The following is a 15,067-nucleotide window of genomic DNA, read 5'->3' as shown; positions in this document are numbered from 1 at the left end:
GTCTGCGCAATGACTGCCTGTCGGCCCGTCCCGCTGTTCAGGGTTTGCGGAACCCGGCCTCGACCAGCAGGGCGTCGGAGGTGGTTTCGATATCATGCTCCAGCCGCTTCATGAAATCCGCCACCCGCAGACCGGGTTCGATCCGGGGCAGGAAATCCACGACGCAGGTGCCGGGCTTGCGCAGGATGCCGCGCTTTGGCCAGAACACACCGATATTTGTCGCCACCGGAACGCAGGGCTGGCCCAGCTGCTCATAGATCAGCCCCGAGCCGACCTTGTAGGGTTTGTTCACGCCGGGGGCAACGCGGGTGCCCTGCGGGTAAATCACCAGCTGGCCGGGATGGGCGGCGGTTCTGGCGACATCGGCCTTCATCCGCGAGATCGCGGCACCGCGCTTGCCACGATCGACGAAGACACAGCCGATGCGCTGGGCATACTGGCCAAGGAAGGGGGTGTAGATCAGTTCGCGCTTCATGATGAACTTGCCGCGCGGGATGGCGTTGAAGATCACCAGAATGTCGAAGAAACTCTGGTGCTTGGCGGCGACGATCACTTCATCCGTGGGCGGCGTGCCGCGCACCTCGACCCTCAAACCCAGCATGACGCGGGCGGTGAAGATCACCCAGCGGCAATAGCTGTGGCAGGCGGCAAAAGCCCCTTCGCGCGACACCAGCGCCCATGGCGCGAAGACCACGGCGATGACGGCCATGGCCAGATACATCTGGATGTTGAACAACAGCGACAGGGTCCAGCGGACGGCAAGCATCAGGTCAGCCCTTTCAGGGTGCGGAAGGCGGCATGTCGGGTGGCGGCAAAGGCCAGAACAGCAACAACGGGTGGCAACAGCAGCGGCAAAAGCCAGCCCGCGCCCTGAAACCCCAGCCCAGTGAGGAATGCGCCTGCGTCATCTGCGCGGGGCAGCAGGGCGATGCCGATCATCGCCAGAACCGTGCCGATAGCCGCCCCGGTCAGCGCGCGCAAGGTGAAGCGGCGCACGAAGGCGCGGACGATATAGGCATCCTTTGCGCCCACCAGCCGCAGCACGCGAATGACCGGCAGGTTGGCGGACAGGGCGGAATTGGCGGCCAGCGTGATCATCGCCGCCGTCGATCCGGCGATCAGGATCAGCGACAGCGCGCCCAGCAGGCGCAGCCGCTCCGCCGCCTGCGCCATCGGGCGGCGCCAGCGGGTGTGGTCATCCAGCACCGCCCCCGGCGCCTCGGCGCTCAGGCGCAGCCGCAGGCCTTCGCTGTCATAGCCGGGTGAGCCTTCGGACAGTTCAATCAGGCGCGGCAGCGGCAGGGCATCTATCGGCAGGTCGGGGCCGAACCACGGTTCCAGCAAGGTGCGCTGTTCTGCGGTGTCCAGCGCGCGGGCCGATGCGATGCCGGGCGTGGTCGACAGCAGGGCCAGAACGGCGGCCACTTGCGTATCCAGCTGTTCCGGCGGGGCCGAGATGCGGATCGTGGCCGTGCCCGCAAGCGCCGAGCCCCAGCGGTCGGCCAGCCGACCCGAAGCCAGCGAGAGGGCCAATGCGAACACCGCCAGAAACGCCATGGAACCCGAAGTGAACAGGGTCAGCTGCGCGGTAAAGCCCGAGGGAGGCACCACGCGGTCGGCCTGCCGGTCAGGCGCAAGAAGGGCGGGAAGGGTAAATTTCACAGATCGGCCCCCGCAAGCTGCACCCGGCGGTTCTGGATGCGCAGCACCCTTGCTGCCAGCTGCGATTTTGCCTGCCGGATCAGGTTCATGTCATGGGTGGCGATCAGGATGGTCTTGCCCATCCGGTTCAGCTCGACCAGCAGCGTCAGCAGGCGCAAAGACATTTCCCAGTCCAGATTGCCGGTGGGTTCATCAGCAAGAATGACATCGGGCGACATGATGATGGCGCGGGCAAGGGCGGCCCGCTGACGTTCCCCGCCCGACAGTTGCGGCGGCAAGGCATCGGCCAGCTTGCCCAGACCCACCCAATCGAGCAGCGCCGTCAGATCCTGCGCATCGCCTGTGCGGCTGGCTACGGTCAGCGGCAGGGCAACATTGGTGGCCAGCGGCAGGTGGTCGAGGAACTGGCAATCCTGATGCACTACGCCGATGCGCCTGCGGCTGAGCGCGACATCGTCGCGGGTCATCATCCGCGCATCGCGGTCAAAGATCGACACCCGGCCCGCTGTGGGCCGCAATTCGGCATAGGCCAGCTTGAGGAAGGTGGACTTTCCCGCCCCCGACGGCCCGGTCAGAAAGTGAAACGACCCCGGCGCAAGGCGCAGGGTGACATCGGACAGCAATTCGCCGCCGCCATAGTTGAAACCCACATTCTCGAACGCGATCACTCGGTGGCCCCCCATGGCATGGTGGCAGAATTGCGCAAAGCGGGGGCGGATACAATCGCGGACGGGCAGGACAGATGCCCCGGTGTTGCGAAAGCGCCAGAGGAACAGCGGCTTGGGGGGACCGACAAACTCTTGGCCTTGTGACATATCGTTGCTAGTGTCTGTTAACATCCGGGAAAAGCCGGGAAAGGGTTTTGTGGCATGCGTCTGATCTGTCCGAATTGCGACGCCCAGTATGAGGTGGACGACAGCGCCATTCCGGACGCCGGGCGTGACGTGCAATGTTCCAGCTGTGGCCATGCGTGGTTTCAGATGCGCGACAGCTTCGAAGACGATCTGACCGACGATCTGACCGACGATCTGTACCGCGACCCCGAGCCGGAGGCGGTGGCCGATGTGCCCGCAGCCGTGGCCCAGACCGATGCGCCCGCCGATGACCCGGATGACGAAGATGACATGACGCCACTGCCACCACCCGGGGCAGGGTCCGCGCCGGTAAAACGGGTGCTGGACGCCGATGTGCTGGCCATCCTGCGCGAAGAGGCAGAGTTAGAGATGGCCGCGCGCAGGGCTGACAGCGGCGGCATCGAGATGCAGGGCGATCTGGGCCTGCCGCCACCCGTATCACCCGTCGTGGGCTCAGCGGCTGCGGCGGCGGCGGCCACCGCATCGGCGCGCACGGAAACCGACCGGCGGATTGCCACCATGAAGGGCGAGGCTGTGCCGCCGCCGCGCGCTGCCGCCCGGCGTGATCTGTTGCCCGATATCGAAGAGATCAACTCCAGCCTGCGGCCCAATGACAGTGCGGTCAGCCGGGAAGAGGCGCGGGCAGCAAAAGCGGCGTCATCGGGATCGGGGTTCCGGTCCGGCTTTGTGCTGGCGCTGCTGTTGGCGGCTGTGGCTGTGGCGCTGTATGTGATGGCCCCTGAAATCTCGGCCCAGATGCCGGGTGCCGCCGATGCGATGGCCTCATATGTGGCTATGATCGACTCGCTGCGCCTGTCGGTGGATGGGTTGATGCGGCAGGCGGCCGGGGCGCTGAACGGCCTGACCGGCGGTTGACCTGCGGTGACGCCGCGTTGCGGGTGACAAGCCTGCCGCCGACGGCCATGCTGCGCGCAGGTTGCCGGAGGACATCATGACCACCTATCCCCATCTGCTTGCCCCGTTGGATCTGGGGCATATCCGTCTGCGCAACCGTGTGCTGATGGGGTCGATGCACACCGGGCTGGAAGAAACCGGCGACTGGGGCCGGGTGGCCGCGTTCTACGCGGCGCGCGCTGCGGGGGGTGTCGGGCTGATCGTGACCGGCGGCATGGCCCCGAACCGTGAAGGCGGGGTGTTTCCGGGGGCTGCGGGGCTGTTCAGCGATGTCGATATCGCCAATCACCGCCGGGTCACCGATGCAGTGCATGCGGCGGGCGGTCTGATTGCCATGCAGATCCTGCATGCGGGTCGCTATGCCTATGGCAAGGAATGCGTGGCCCCGTCGGCGCTGAAATCCCCGATCTCGCCCTTTGTGCCAAGCGCGCTGGATGCGGACGGAATCGAGAAGCAGATCGCCGATATCGTCACCGCTGCCGTCCGCGCCCGTGAGGCGGGCTATGACGGAGTGGAGATCATGGGCTCGGAGGGGTATTTCCTGAACCAGTTTCTGGTGCGCCACACCAACCGGCGTGAGGACGGTTGGGGCGGCAGCTATGAAAACCGGATGCGCCTGCCGGTCGAGGTGGTGCGCCGGGTGCGCGAAGCGGTCGGCCCCGATTTCATACTGATCTACCGGATCAGCCTGATCGACCTGATCCCCGATGGCTCAACCTGGGATGAGGTGGTGGAACTGGCAAAGCGGGTCGAGGCGGCAGGGGCGAGCCTGCTGAACACCGGCATCGGCTGGCACGAGGCGCGGGTGCCGACGATTGCCACCTCGGTGCCGCGGGCGGCCTTTACCTGGCTGACGGCGCGGCTGCGGCCGCATGTGGGGATTCCGGTGATCACCTCGAACCGGATCAACACGCCAGGGGTGGGTGAGGCGGTTCTGGCGGCGGGTCTGGCCGATATGGTTTCGATGGCACGGCCCTTTCTGGCCGATGCCGATTTCGTCGCAAAGGCGGCGGCGGGGCGGGCGGAAGAGATTGCGCCCTGTATTGCCTGCAATCAGGCCTGTCTGGACCACACGTTCAGCGGCAAGCTGACCAGCTGTCTGGTGAACCCGCGTGCCTGTCATGAAACAGAACTGGTCTATGCGCCCACGGATGCGCCCAAACGGGTGGCCGTTGTGGGTGCGGGTCCTGCGGGGATGATGGCGGCGCTGGTGGCCTCAGGTCGCGGGCATCAGGTGGTGCTGTTTGACCGCGCGGACCGGGTGGGCGGCCAGTTGCATCTGGCGGCATCCGTCCCCGGAAAGGAAGAGTTTCGCGGGCTGATCGCATGGTTCACCACCATGCTGGAGCGGTCATCAGTAGAGCTGGCACTGGGCACAGAGGCCACGGCAGAAGCACTGGCCGGGTTTGAAGCGGTCGTGATTGCCACCGGCGTTGCCCCGCGTGATCCGGGAATTCCGGGGCAGGACAGTGCTTTGGGTTATCTGGAAACGCTGCGCGGGGCAGAGGTGGGCCACCGCGTGGCGGTGATCGGGGCCGGGGGCATCGGCTTTGATGTGGCTGAGTTTCTGGTGCATCAGGGCGAAAGCCCGACCGAGGATTTCGCCCTGTGGCGGCGCGAATGGGGCGTGGGCGATCCGGCAGAGGTTGCCGGGGGCCTTGCGCTGCCCGCACCCGAAGCGCCCGCACGCGAAGTCTGGTTGCTTCAGCGCAAGGCGGAAAAGCCGGGGCGGGGCTTGGGCAAGACCACCGGCTGGATTCACCGCGCGGCACTGGCGGCCAAGGGTGTGAAGATGCTGGGCGGGGTCAGTTACAAGGCGATCACCGAAGCCGGGCTGTTGATCGAGCGCGACGGGGTGGAAGCGTTGCTGCCGGTCGATGATGTGATCCTGTGCGCCGGGCAGGTGCCCGAACGCGGGCTGGCCGAGGCGCTGATGGCGGCCGGGATCACGCCGCACATCATCGGCGGTGCCGATGTGGCGGCGGAACTGGACGCCAAACGCGCAATTGATCAGGGCGCGCGGCTGGCGGCGGCGCTTTAGAAGTTGTTGGGGTTGCCGGGCAAGATCGTGCCCGTGCCCTCATCCCCGCCGCTGCCGACCCAGACCACATTGCGCCCGCTTACCCGGACAGCCCAGCAACTGGCGGGGTTGCCGTCATAGCCAAAGCACATGCGGTTGCCGGTGATCGACCATTGCCCCGCATAATCCGGGCCACGGATGGCCCCGTCGGGCGCGTAATATTCGGTGAACCCCCCCGAGGCGACCATCGACCCGCGCACGGTATTGCCGACAATCGTCGCGCGGATCGCATCAGCCGAGGCGAGATCCTGAGCCGCTGCAGGCAGCGGCATCAGGGCGGCAAGGCACAGCAGGATGCGGGCACGGGTCATCGGAACCTCCTTCACTTGCCCAAACGTTAACGCACTGCGCTGCGGTTTCAAAGGGCCGGCAAGGTCAGGTATTCGGCACCGTGATGTGCAGTTTTGCTGCAAGAGCCGCAAGGGCCGCGCGGTTTTCCGGTGCCCAGTCTGCCTGATGCGACAGGAACAGCACGGCCTGGCTGGCGTGGATGGCCGCGTCGGACAGCACCTTGAGGTGGTTGGCACGCAGGGTTTCGCCCGATGAGGTGATGTCGGCAATCGCCTCGGCGGTCAGGTTCTTGACCGTGCCTTCGGTGGCCCCCTGACTGTCGACCAGCTGGTAATCGGCCACGCCATGCGTGGTCACGAAATCGCGCACCAGCCGGTGGTATTTGGTGGCGATGCGCAGGCGAAAGCCGTGGGTTTTGCGGAAAGCAGCAGCGGCGGCGTCCAGATCATCGAGTGTGTCAACGTCGATCCACGCGACTGGCACCGCGATGATCAGGTCGGCATGGCCAAAGCCAAGCGGGGCCAGTTCGGCCACCTGTGACGGCCAGTCGGCCAGTTTCTCGCGCACAAGGTCAGACCCGGTGACGCCAAGATGGATGCGCCCGGCGGCCAGTTCGCGCGGGATCTCGCCCGCCGACAGCAGCACCAGTTCCACGCCATCGATGCCATCAACCTTGCCCGCATATTCGCGCTCGGCCCCCGACAGCCGCAGGGTGACGCCGCGCGCGCCGAACCAGTCAAAGGTTTTCTCCATCAGCCGCCCTTTGGACGGCACGCCGATCTTGATCATGACTGGTCCCCCATCAACCGGGCCATCAGCCCGGCGCGGATCACGCCGCCAACGGCAGGGATGGATTTGCCCTGCCCCAGCACGGCGGTCAGCGCATCATAACGTCCGCCGCTGGATAAGGGGGGCAAAGCCGGGTCGTCGGCGTGGAAGCTGAAGACGAAGCCATCGTAGTATTCCAGACTGGTCCGGCCATGGCTGGCCTCGAACGGCAGGGTTTCGGTGTCGATGCCTTGCGCGTTGAGAGCGTCGAGCCGCGCCGCAAAGCGGTCCACCGCCGGGGTGATGGCGGGCAGCATCGGCGCGATGCCGCGCAGGTGCTGCAGCGCGGCGCGCGACGGGGCTTGCAGGGAGAGCAGGTCATAGAGCAGCGCGGCCTCGGGCGCGTTCAGCGGCGGGGTTTGTGCGTCTTCGGTCAGGGCTTGCACTCGGGCGGTGATTTCGGCCTCGCCGCGCAGGCCGGTGAAGGTGCCAGCCTGCGCGATCAGATCGGCGGGGGTGCCTGCGGCCAGACGGTCAAGCAGGTTCTTGCGGGCCGCAGGCACCGGGGCGCGGCCCGAGAAACGGTCGAGCAAGGCGCGGAAGCGTTGGGGCCGCCAGATGTGGCGCAACAGCGCCTGTTTGCGGCGCTCGGTGGTGGCAAGGCCGCGCACGGCGGCCATCAGGATGCCGATATCTCCGGTGACCGGGCGCAGGGTCAGGCCGTTTTCGCGCAGAACGCGGTCGATCAGGGCAAAAACGCGCGCGTCAGACGCTTCGGGCTCGTCGCGGCGGAAGATCTCGATCCCGGCCTGATGGTATTCCGAAGGGCGGTCGCCCGCGTGGGTCTGTTTGCGAAACACCGGGCCGGAATAGGCATAGGTGGCGGGGTCGGCACCGCCCGCCATGTGCTGCTGCACCACCGGCACGGTAAAGTCCGGGCGCAGCATCATTTCGCCCTGCACCGGATCGACGGTCATGTAGGCGCGGGCGCGGATATCTTCGCCATAGAGGTCCAGCAGGGTTTCGGCGGGCAGCAGGATATCGGCCTCGACCAGCGTGGCCCCCTGATCGGTGAACCACGCGGCAAGGCGGTCGGACAGGCTGCGTTCGGCCCCTGTGCGCATCAGTTCTGGTCCAGCATCCGGCGCACGGCGGCGACGAGGTCTGCACGCGGGACTTCGACCTGTGCGGGGCGGTCTTTCCATTCCTCCAGCGTGGCGTTCTGCGCGATCTTCGCGCCGAGGATCAGGTCTTTGAGGATGACAGTGCCCGCATCCGCCTCATTCCCGCCCTGAATGATGGCGATGGGGGAGTTGCGTTTGTCGGCGTATTTCAACTGGTTGCCGAAGTTTTTCGGGTTGCCGAGGTAGGTTTCGGCGCGGATGCCCGCGTTGCGCAGATCGCTGACCATGGACATGTAATCGGCCATGCGGTCACGGTCCATCACGGTAACGACGACGGGGCCGGTGGTGTCGGTGCTGATGCGACCCTTGGCGTGCAGGGCGGCGAGCAGGCGGTCGACACCGATGGAGACGCCGGTGGCGGGTACGGACTGGCCGGTGAAGCGTTTCACGAGGTCGTCGTAGCGGCCCCCGCCTGCGACGGAGCCGAACTGGCGCTTGCGGCCCTTTTCGTCGAGGATTTCGAAGGTCAGTTCCGCCTCGTAGACCGGGCCGGTGTAGTAGCCCAAGCCCCGGACGACGCCGGGGTCAATCACGATGCGGTCTGGGCCGTAGCCTAACTGACCTAAGGTGAAAGCTATCTCGAAAAGTTCTAGCGCACCTTGTTTGCCCTGCGCTGAGTTTCCTACAATTTCTCCCAAGTAAGAGCATGTGAACAAGTTTCGAAGGACTAGCGCTTTCTTGGTCGGACTGTCTTGTCGAAGCGCTGCTGCATGGAAAATTTCTGCTGCAGGGTGATCAATTCGCGCAAACTTAACCGAACCGAGTGCCAATTCTTGGTCAATATACATTTTTGCTTGGATGAACTGCATCAGCACTCGTATTTGGGACTCCGAAAGTCCTGCGCCCTTCGTAAAGTCGCCGCTGGCATCTTTGCGACCCTCACCCAGAAGCGCGCGAACGCCCTCAACCCCTAGCCGGTCGATCTTGTCGATTGCTCGTAGGACGATGCCGCGTTCGTCAGCAAATTTCTCCGGGTCTGACGGGTCGAGAACGCCCGCCACCTCCATCACCCCATTCAGCACCTTGCGGTTGTTGACCTTGACCACATAATCGCCGCGCTCAATCCCTGCGGCTTCCAGCGCGTCGGCCAGCATGGCGCAGATTTCGGCGTCGGCGGCGACCGATGGCGCGCCCACGGTATCGGCATCGCATTGATAGAACTGGCGGAATCGGCCCGGGCCGGGCTTTTCGTTGCGCCAGACCGGCCCCATCGCATAGCGGCGGTAGGGCGATGGCAGGTCGTTGCGGTATTGTGCAGCCACCCGTGCAAGGGGTGCTGTCAGGTCGTAGCGCAGGGCCAGCCAGTCGGCCTCATCCTCCTGCCACGCGAACACGCCCTCATTCGGGCGGTCGACGTCCGGCAGGAATTTACCAAGAGATTCAACGGTTTCCACCGCGCTGGTTTCCAGCGGATCAAAACCATAGCGGTGATAGACCGCAGCGATCTTGTCCAGCATGGCCTTTCGTTCGGTCACTTCGGCCCCGAAGTAATCGCGGAAGCCTTTGGGGGTTTCGGCCCTTGGGCGGCGGATTTTCGCGTCGGACATGGCGGTTTGGCCCTTCGATCTTTGCCGGGCATCCTGTAACGGATGGGGGGGATGGCGGCAAGCGGCACAGGTGGATGATGGACCGGATTGACAGCATGGAAGAGCGGATGGCGCATCTGCTGCGGGCGGTCGATGATCTGTCGGACGTGGTGAGCGCGCAGCAAAAGGAGATTGACCGGCTGACCCGGCTGGTCGGCCTGCTGGTGGAACGCGAGGCCGAGCGCGAAGACGGGGCCGGGGGCGCGCCCGCCGCCAATGTGAGGCCGCCGCATTGGTAGATCTGCGGGTGGACATTCCGGCACTGGCGCTGACGCTTGCGATCGGGGCTGCGGGCGGGATGCTGGCGGCGGCTTTGGGGCTGCCGCTGGGTTACCTGCTGGGCTCGCTTCTGGCGGTGGGGGTGACGGCGGCGATGGGTTGGCGGCCCCTTGGCCGCGCGGTCACCATGCCGATGCGGCTGCGCATGGCCTTTGTGCCGGTGATCGGGGTGGCGATTGGCGGGGCGTTCACCCCGCAAGTCGCGCGGGAGGCCCTGGGCTGGGGCCCGAGCCTGCTGGCGCTGCTGGTGTTCGTGCCGGTGGCGCATGGGCTGGGCTATGTGATCTTTCGCCGGGGCGGGCTGGCGCAAGTGGACGCGTTTTTCTGCGCGCTGCCGGGCGGGCTGATCGAAAGCGTGCAGTTGGGCGAAGAGGCCGGGGCCGATGTGCGGCTGCTGACAGTGATGCAGTTCTTGCGGCTGATCCTGACCATCATTGCGGTGCCGCTGATCTTTCTGGGTGTGACGGGGCATTCTGTCGGCTCTGCCTCTGGCGTGCAGATGACGGGGGCTGATGTGGCGCTGAGCTTGCGCGATGTGCTGGTGCTGCTGGTCTGTGGTGGCGTGGGGGTCTGGCTGGCGCGGCTGTGCCGGATTCCGGCGTGGATCATCACCGGGCCGCTGATCCTGTCGGCTTTGGCGCATGGGCTGGGCTGGGTGGAAGACGTGCCGCCGGGGTGGCTGATCTCGCTCACGCAGGTGGTGCTGGGCACCGGGCTGGGCGCGCGCTTTGCCGGGGTGACGGGTGCCATGCTGCGGCGGGCCGGGCTGTTGGCGGTGCTGAACGGCGCGGCGGTGATGGCGCTGGCCTTTGGCTTTGCGTTGGCGCTGCACGCGCTGGTGGGGGAGCCGGTGGCGGCGGTGTTCCTGGCCTTTGCCCCCGGAGGGCTGGCGGAAATGAGCCTGATCGCGCTGAGCCTGAACATCAGCGCGATTTATGTGACTGCGCATCATGTGGTGCGGATTGCGATGGCGGTGTTTGCGGCGCAGATCGGGGCGCGCTGGTTTCTGAAGCGCTAGGCCCGGTTCTGGACAGGCGGGGCCACGCGTGGCACTACAGGCGCGACCCAAGGAAGGCCCGCCCGATGGCTGACATGACATTGCCCGCCCTGACTGCCGAGGCGCATTGCCGCGCCGCAACCCGTGTGCTGCGGATCGAGGGGGAGGCGCTGCTGACGCTGGCGGCGGCGCTGCCCGCTGATTTTGCCGGCGCGGTGACGGCGCTGCTGGATCTGAAGGGCCGTGCGGTGCTGTCGGGGATCGGCAAATCGGGGCATGTAGCGCGCAAGATTGCGGCCACACTGGCCTCGACCGGAACGCCATCGCTGTTCGTGCATCCGGCTGAAGCGAGCCATGGCGATCTGGGCATGGTCACGCCGGATGACATCTGCATCCTGCTGTCCAACAGCGGTGAGACGTCGGAACTGCGTGACCTGATCGCACATTGCGCCCGGTTCGCCATTCCGCTGATCGGGTTGTCACGCGACCCGGCCAGCACCTTGATGCGTGCAGTAAACTACCGGCTGACCATCCCCGATCTGCCCGAGGCCTGTGCCATCGGCATGGCCCCGACCACGTCGACCACGCTGATGATGGGCCTGGGCGATGCGCTGGCGGTGGCGTTGATGGAGGCGCGGCGGTTTGAGGCGGACCAGTTCCGCACCTATCACCCCGGCGGCAAGCTGGGCGCGCAGCTGACGCTGGTTCGGCAGGTGATGCATTCTGCGGTGCCTTTGGTGGCGCAGGATGCCCCGATGCAGGATGTGGTGCGCGAAATGACGGCGGGTGGTCTGGGCGTGACCGGCGTGGTGGACGCGGCAGGCATGTTGGTGGGCGTGGTCACCGATGGGGACCTGCGGCGCAACATTGTCGGGCTGCTGGACCGTACGGCGGGCGATGTGGCGACGAAAAACCCGAAAACCGTGGCCCCGCAAACTCTGGCGGCTGAGGCTCTGGCGATTGTGAACAAGTCGAAAATTTCTGCGCTGTTTGTTTGCGAAGACGGGCGGCCCGTGGGGATCGTGCATCTGCACGATCTTTTGCGCATTGGCGTGATGTGAGGGACTGATGGATCAGCAAACCGTAACTGTGGGCGATATTGCAATCGGGGGGAATGCGCCGATTGCGCTGATCTCTGGCCCGTGCCAGCTGGAAAGCTCTGCCCACGCCCGGATGATCTGCGAAGGGTTGCTGGACGCGTGTGCGCCCACGGGCACCAAGTTCATCTTCAAGGCCAGCTATGACAAGGCCAACCGGTCATCGCTCAGCACCAACCGGGGCCTGGGGATGGAGATGGGGTTGCGCATCCTGTCCGACATCCGCGCCGAATATGGCGTGCCGGTGCTGACCGATGTGCACGAACCGGCGCATTGCGCGATTGCGGCGCAGGCTGTCGACGTGCTGCAGATCCCGGCGTTCCTGTGCCGCCAGACCGATCTGTTGCTGGCGGCGGGTGAAACCGGCTTGGCGATCAACATCAAGAAGGGGCAGTTTCTGGCCCCCTGGGACATGAAAAACGTCGCGGCCAAGGTGGAAAGCACCGGCAACCGGAGGATCATGCTGTGCGAGCGCGGGACGTCGTTTGGCTATAACACTTTGGTCACCGATTTCCGCGGTCTGCCGACGATGGCGGAAACCGGCTGGCCGGTGGTGTTTGATGCCACCCATTCGGTGCAGCAGCCCGGCGGGCTGGGCGGGTCATCAGGCGGGCAGCGGCAGTTTGCGCCGGTGCTGGCGCGGGCGGCCTGTGCGGTCGGGGTGTCGGCGCTGTTTATCGAAACCCATGAAGACCCTGACACCGCACCCAGCGACGGGCCGAACATGATCCATCTTCACAATATGAAGGCGCTGATCGGCACGCTGTGCGCTTTTGATCGTCTGGCAAAGGGGCTGTAAGCATGGACGCCTGCATCATTATTCCGGCACGCTTTGCCAGCACGCGCTATCCCGGTAAACCGCTGGTGGCGCTGACCGGGGCCAAGGGCGTGGCGCGCAGCCTGATTGAGCGGTCTGTGATGGCGGGGCGGGCCGCGTCCTGTGGGCAGATCCCGATCTATGTCGCCACCGATGACGAACGCATCGCCGATGAGGCGCGACGGATCGGGGCTGATGTGATCATGACCTCTGACACCTGCCGCAACGGCACCGAGCGGGTGGCCGAAGCGGTTGCGGTGGCGGGCATCACGGCGGATATCGTGGTGAACCTGCAAGGCGATGCCCCGCTGACGCCGGCCCATTTCGTGACCGCGCTGATCGACGCCATGCGCGCCGATCCAGAATGCAGCATGGCGACGCCGTTTTTGCGCTGTGACCCGGAGACGGTGGAAAACCTGCTGATGGACCGCCGCGCCGGCCGCGTGGGGGCCACCACTGTGGTGGCTGACCGGGCCGGACGGGCGCTGTATTTCTCGAAAGAGGTGATCCCCTTCACCAACGGCCGCGGCATTGTGAACGGCAAGGTGCCGGTGTTCCATCATGTCGGTGTCTACGCCTATCGCCCTTCGGCACTGGCGGCCTATCAGAGTTGGGAGCCGGGGCCGCTGGAGGGGCTGGAGGGGCTGGAGCAGCTGCGGTTTCTGGAAAACGGCCACCCTATCCGCATGGTCGAGGTATCTGCCCCCGGAGCGGTGTTCTGGGAGCTGAACAACCCAAGCGATGTGCCGCTGATCGAGGGGTATCTGGCGCGGATGGGCTGGGATTGACGGCGGGTTGGGACGTGGAGCTTGATGCCGCGGGGCTGTTGTGCCCGCTGCCGGTTTTGCGCGCGCGCAAGCGGTTGCTGGCGATGCAGCCCGGGCAGGTGCTGCGGGTGGTGGCGACCGATCCGGCCTCTGTCATCGACATGCCGCATTATTGCAGCCAGTCGGGGGATACGTTGCTGGCGGTAGATCAGGACGGTACCGCGCATGTGTTTCTGATCCGCAAAGGGTCAGCCTGACGCTTGCAGCAATGCGGCGTGACCCGCACCCAGAATCCAGCCCTCCTCCGGCACGGGGTGGGGCAGGGTGAACAGCCGTTTCATCTCAGTGGGGCCAAGGCGGTGAAGTGCTGCGGCCAACAGCCGCACCTGTGCCTCATCCGCGACCATGCCGGTGGCGGCCACGTGGCGGCGGACGACTGCGGCCAGCAGCGACGGATATACCTCGGCCAGCACGATGGGCGTGGTTGGCGGCTCAAACGGCCAGACCGAGACCTGCCCGGTGAAACGCTGCCGCAGCCGTTCCAGCACTGGCACCCCGGTCAGCACCTGCGCCCCCACCGCCCCTGCCCCCGCCAGTTGCCAGATGGGCTTTGGCGACGCCCCCGGCCCGCGCGCGACCAGATCGGTGGCGCGATGCGTGGCCAGACCGGGCGGCAAAACGGGTTTCAGGCGGGGCAGGCCGGGGGTGGGGATTTTTTCGCCATTGCCCCAGAACGGGCCGTCGCCGGCAAAGGCGCTGTTCATCTGGGCGGCGATCTGGCGGTAATTGCTGACATTTCCGGGCGTATCGGTCACCCGGTCTGCCAGCCAGCCCCACCATGACAGCGCATCGGGCTGTCCGGTCAGCCGGGCGACGAACCCCTCTGGCGCGCCAAAAGCGAAATCCGCGCCTAGCAGCAGACGGTGGTTCTGGGCCAGAGAATCGGCAATCAGCGCCGTAAGTGCGGCCTCGGCGGCGGGCCGGGTGGCGATGTTGTGGGCGGTGCAGCCTTGAGGTGCCGCCACAGCCAGCCATATCGAATCCTTGCCACGCTTTGGCCCTTTGGCTGCGGACCAGTCGAGGATGGCGACGCGGTCAAACCTCATGGCGGGCGATGCGCGCGCGCGCGATGGCCAGATCCTCGGGCGTGTTGATGTTGAAAAACGGGTTGGTGCCTGCAAACAGCGCCGGCCGCGCCCCGTTCTGCACCGCCCATGTGTTCACCTTGCGTTGCCCGGCCAACAGATCTTGGCGGAGGATATGGCGCAGCGCGACCGGCCAAAGGCCAAACACCGGGTGCCAGTCGGGCGCGGTATCCTTGCCGGTTGCGGCAAGGCTGAACCCTGCAGAACCGCCCGCTGCTTGCAGGCGCGTGACCAGATCGGTGGGAAAGAACGGCGTATCAGCGGCCACGGTGATCACCGTGGCCGCGCCAAGGCCCGCCGCCCAGTCCATCGCCGCAAGCACCCCCGCCAGCGGGCCGGGGAGGCCCGGCACCGGGTCGGGCAGCACGGGCAGGTTGAACGGGGCAAAGCGCGTGGCATCGCCATTGGCATTGATCGCCATGCGCTGCACCTGTGGTGACAAGCGAGCGATCACATGGTGCAGGATGCTGTGGCCATCCAAGCTCAGCAACCCCTTGTCACCCCCGCCCATGCGCCGCGATTGCCCGCCCGCCAGAATGACGCCGATCGGCCCGGCACGCTGCATGATCTGTCCTGTCCTAAGCCGGCGCTTTCGCGCATCGCCACCATCATGTAAGCAGGGCCG

Annotated in this window: 17 protein-coding genes; 8 read left to right on the top strand and 9 right to left on the bottom strand. The window is 65.9% G+C overall.

The genetic code is table 11. The annotated features are described in order from the left end of the window. Positions 1–37 precede the first annotated feature (37 nt). From Q7J44_RS10445 to Q7J44_RS10435, 3 genes are read right to left on the bottom strand one after another with little or no spacing between them, the layout of a single operon-like run. Positions 38–766 carry a lysophospholipid acyltransferase family protein gene (locus tag Q7J44_RS10445; protein WP_370692991.1) on the bottom strand — a complete coding sequence of 243 codons (729 nt, stop codon included), beginning with the start codon at positions 764–766 and terminating at the stop codon, positions 38–40. Continuing rightward, a complete protein-coding gene (locus Q7J44_RS10440) occupies positions 766–1,662 on the bottom strand; it encodes an ABC transporter permease (RefSeq protein ID WP_304879588.1) in 897 nt (298 codons plus the stop codon). Before Q7J44_RS10440 ends, Q7J44_RS10445 begins: the two co-directional genes overlap by 1 nt. Beyond that, entirely contained in the window at positions 1,659–2,330 is a 672-nt protein-coding gene (locus Q7J44_RS10435) for a cell division ATP-binding protein FtsE (RefSeq protein ID WP_304880350.1), read from the bottom strand. The genes Q7J44_RS10440 and Q7J44_RS10435 overlap by 4 nt, the downstream gene beginning before the upstream one ends. A 201-nt stretch (positions 2,331–2,531) precedes the next feature. Here Q7J44_RS10435 and Q7J44_RS10430 point away from each other — a divergent pair, with 201 nt between their 5' ends. Next, complete coding sequence (locus Q7J44_RS10430) at positions 2,532–3,392, top strand: zinc-ribbon domain-containing protein (RefSeq protein WP_304879586.1); 861 nt, start codon at positions 2,532–2,534, stop codon at positions 3,390–3,392. 76 nt (positions 3,393–3,468) lie between these two features. After that, on the top strand, positions 3,469–5,472 hold the full coding sequence (locus Q7J44_RS10425; RefSeq protein ID WP_304879583.1) for an NADPH-dependent 2,4-dienoyl-CoA reductase: 2,004 nt from the start codon (positions 3,469–3,471) through the stop codon (positions 5,470–5,472). On the opposite strand, the gene Q7J44_RS10420 is transcribed toward Q7J44_RS10425, so the two are convergent. From Q7J44_RS10420 to hisS, 4 genes are all read right to left on the bottom strand, one after another. Beyond that, entirely contained in the window at positions 5,469–5,822 is a 354-nt protein-coding gene (locus Q7J44_RS10420; protein WP_304879581.1) for a hypothetical protein, read from the bottom strand. The two genes, Q7J44_RS10425 and Q7J44_RS10420, sit on opposite strands and share 4 nt — an antisense overlap. A 64-nt stretch (positions 5,823–5,886) precedes the next feature. Continuing rightward, on the bottom strand, positions 5,887–6,591 hold the full coding sequence (gene hisG, locus Q7J44_RS10415) for an ATP phosphoribosyltransferase (RefSeq protein WP_304879579.1): 705 nt from the start codon (positions 6,589–6,591) through the stop codon (positions 5,887–5,889). Then, entirely contained in the window at positions 6,588–7,694 is a 1,107-nt protein-coding gene (locus Q7J44_RS10410; protein ID WP_304879577.1) for an ATP phosphoribosyltransferase regulatory subunit, read from the bottom strand. Before Q7J44_RS10410 ends, hisG begins: the two co-directional genes overlap by 4 nt. Next, positions 7,694–9,301, bottom strand: coding sequence for a histidine--tRNA ligase (hisS, locus tag Q7J44_RS10405; protein ID WP_304879575.1), 1,608 nt, complete (start codon positions 9,299–9,301; stop codon positions 7,694–7,696). The genes Q7J44_RS10410 and hisS overlap by 1 nt, the downstream gene beginning before the upstream one ends. 74 nt (positions 9,302–9,375) lie before the next feature. On the opposite strand from hisS, the gene Q7J44_RS10400 reads away from it, so the two are divergent. The 6 genes from Q7J44_RS10400 (at position 9,376) to Q7J44_RS10375 (ending at position 13,554) form a co-directional block, all read left to right on the top strand. Further along, positions 9,376–9,579: a SlyX family protein gene (locus Q7J44_RS10400; protein ID WP_304879573.1), complete on the top strand. Its 204-nt coding sequence runs from the start codon at positions 9,376–9,378 to the stop codon at positions 9,577–9,579. Continuing rightward, on the top strand, positions 9,573–10,637 hold the full coding sequence (locus Q7J44_RS10395) for an AbrB family transcriptional regulator (protein ID WP_304879571.1): 1,065 nt from the start codon (positions 9,573–9,575) through the stop codon (positions 10,635–10,637). The genes Q7J44_RS10400 and Q7J44_RS10395 overlap by 7 nt, the downstream gene beginning before the upstream one ends. Positions 10,638–10,711: 74 nt before the next feature. Further along, positions 10,712–11,677, top strand: a complete 966-nt coding sequence (locus Q7J44_RS10390; protein ID WP_370693005.1) for an SIS domain-containing protein — start codon at positions 10,712–10,714, stop codon at positions 11,675–11,677. Between the two features lie 7 nt (positions 11,678–11,684). After that, positions 11,685–12,512: a 3-deoxy-8-phosphooctulonate synthase gene (kdsA, locus tag Q7J44_RS10385; protein ID WP_304879567.1), complete on the top strand. Its 828-nt coding sequence runs from the start codon at positions 11,685–11,687 to the stop codon at positions 12,510–12,512. Between the two features lie 2 nt (positions 12,513–12,514). After that, entirely contained in the window at positions 12,515–13,318 is an 804-nt protein-coding gene (locus Q7J44_RS10380; protein ID WP_304879565.1) for a 3-deoxy-manno-octulosonate cytidylyltransferase, read from the top strand. 14 nt (positions 13,319–13,332) lie between these two features. Further along, entirely contained in the window at positions 13,333–13,554 is a 222-nt protein-coding gene (locus Q7J44_RS10375) for a sulfurtransferase TusA family protein (RefSeq protein ID WP_304879563.1), read from the top strand. Here Q7J44_RS10375 and Q7J44_RS10370 read toward each other — a convergent pair. Both Q7J44_RS10370 and mobA read right to left on the bottom strand, forming a co-directional pair. Then, positions 13,546–14,403, bottom strand: a complete 858-nt coding sequence (locus tag Q7J44_RS10370) for a molybdopterin guanine dinucleotide synthesis (protein ID WP_304879561.1) — start codon at positions 14,401–14,403, stop codon at positions 13,546–13,548. The two genes, Q7J44_RS10375 and Q7J44_RS10370, sit on opposite strands and share 9 nt — an antisense overlap. Continuing rightward, on the bottom strand, positions 14,393–15,007 hold the full coding sequence (gene mobA / locus Q7J44_RS10365; protein ID WP_304879558.1) for a molybdenum cofactor guanylyltransferase MobA: 615 nt from the start codon (positions 15,005–15,007) through the stop codon (positions 14,393–14,395). Before mobA ends, Q7J44_RS10370 begins: the two co-directional genes overlap by 11 nt. Between the last annotated feature and the right edge of the window lie 60 nt (positions 15,008–15,067).

The sequence above is a fragment of the Pseudotabrizicola sp. genome (assembly GCF_030656345.1).
Taxonomy (GTDB): Bacteria; Pseudomonadota; Alphaproteobacteria; order Rhodobacterales; family Rhodobacteraceae; genus Pseudotabrizicola.
This window is presented reverse-complemented; position numbering and strand designations above follow the sequence as displayed.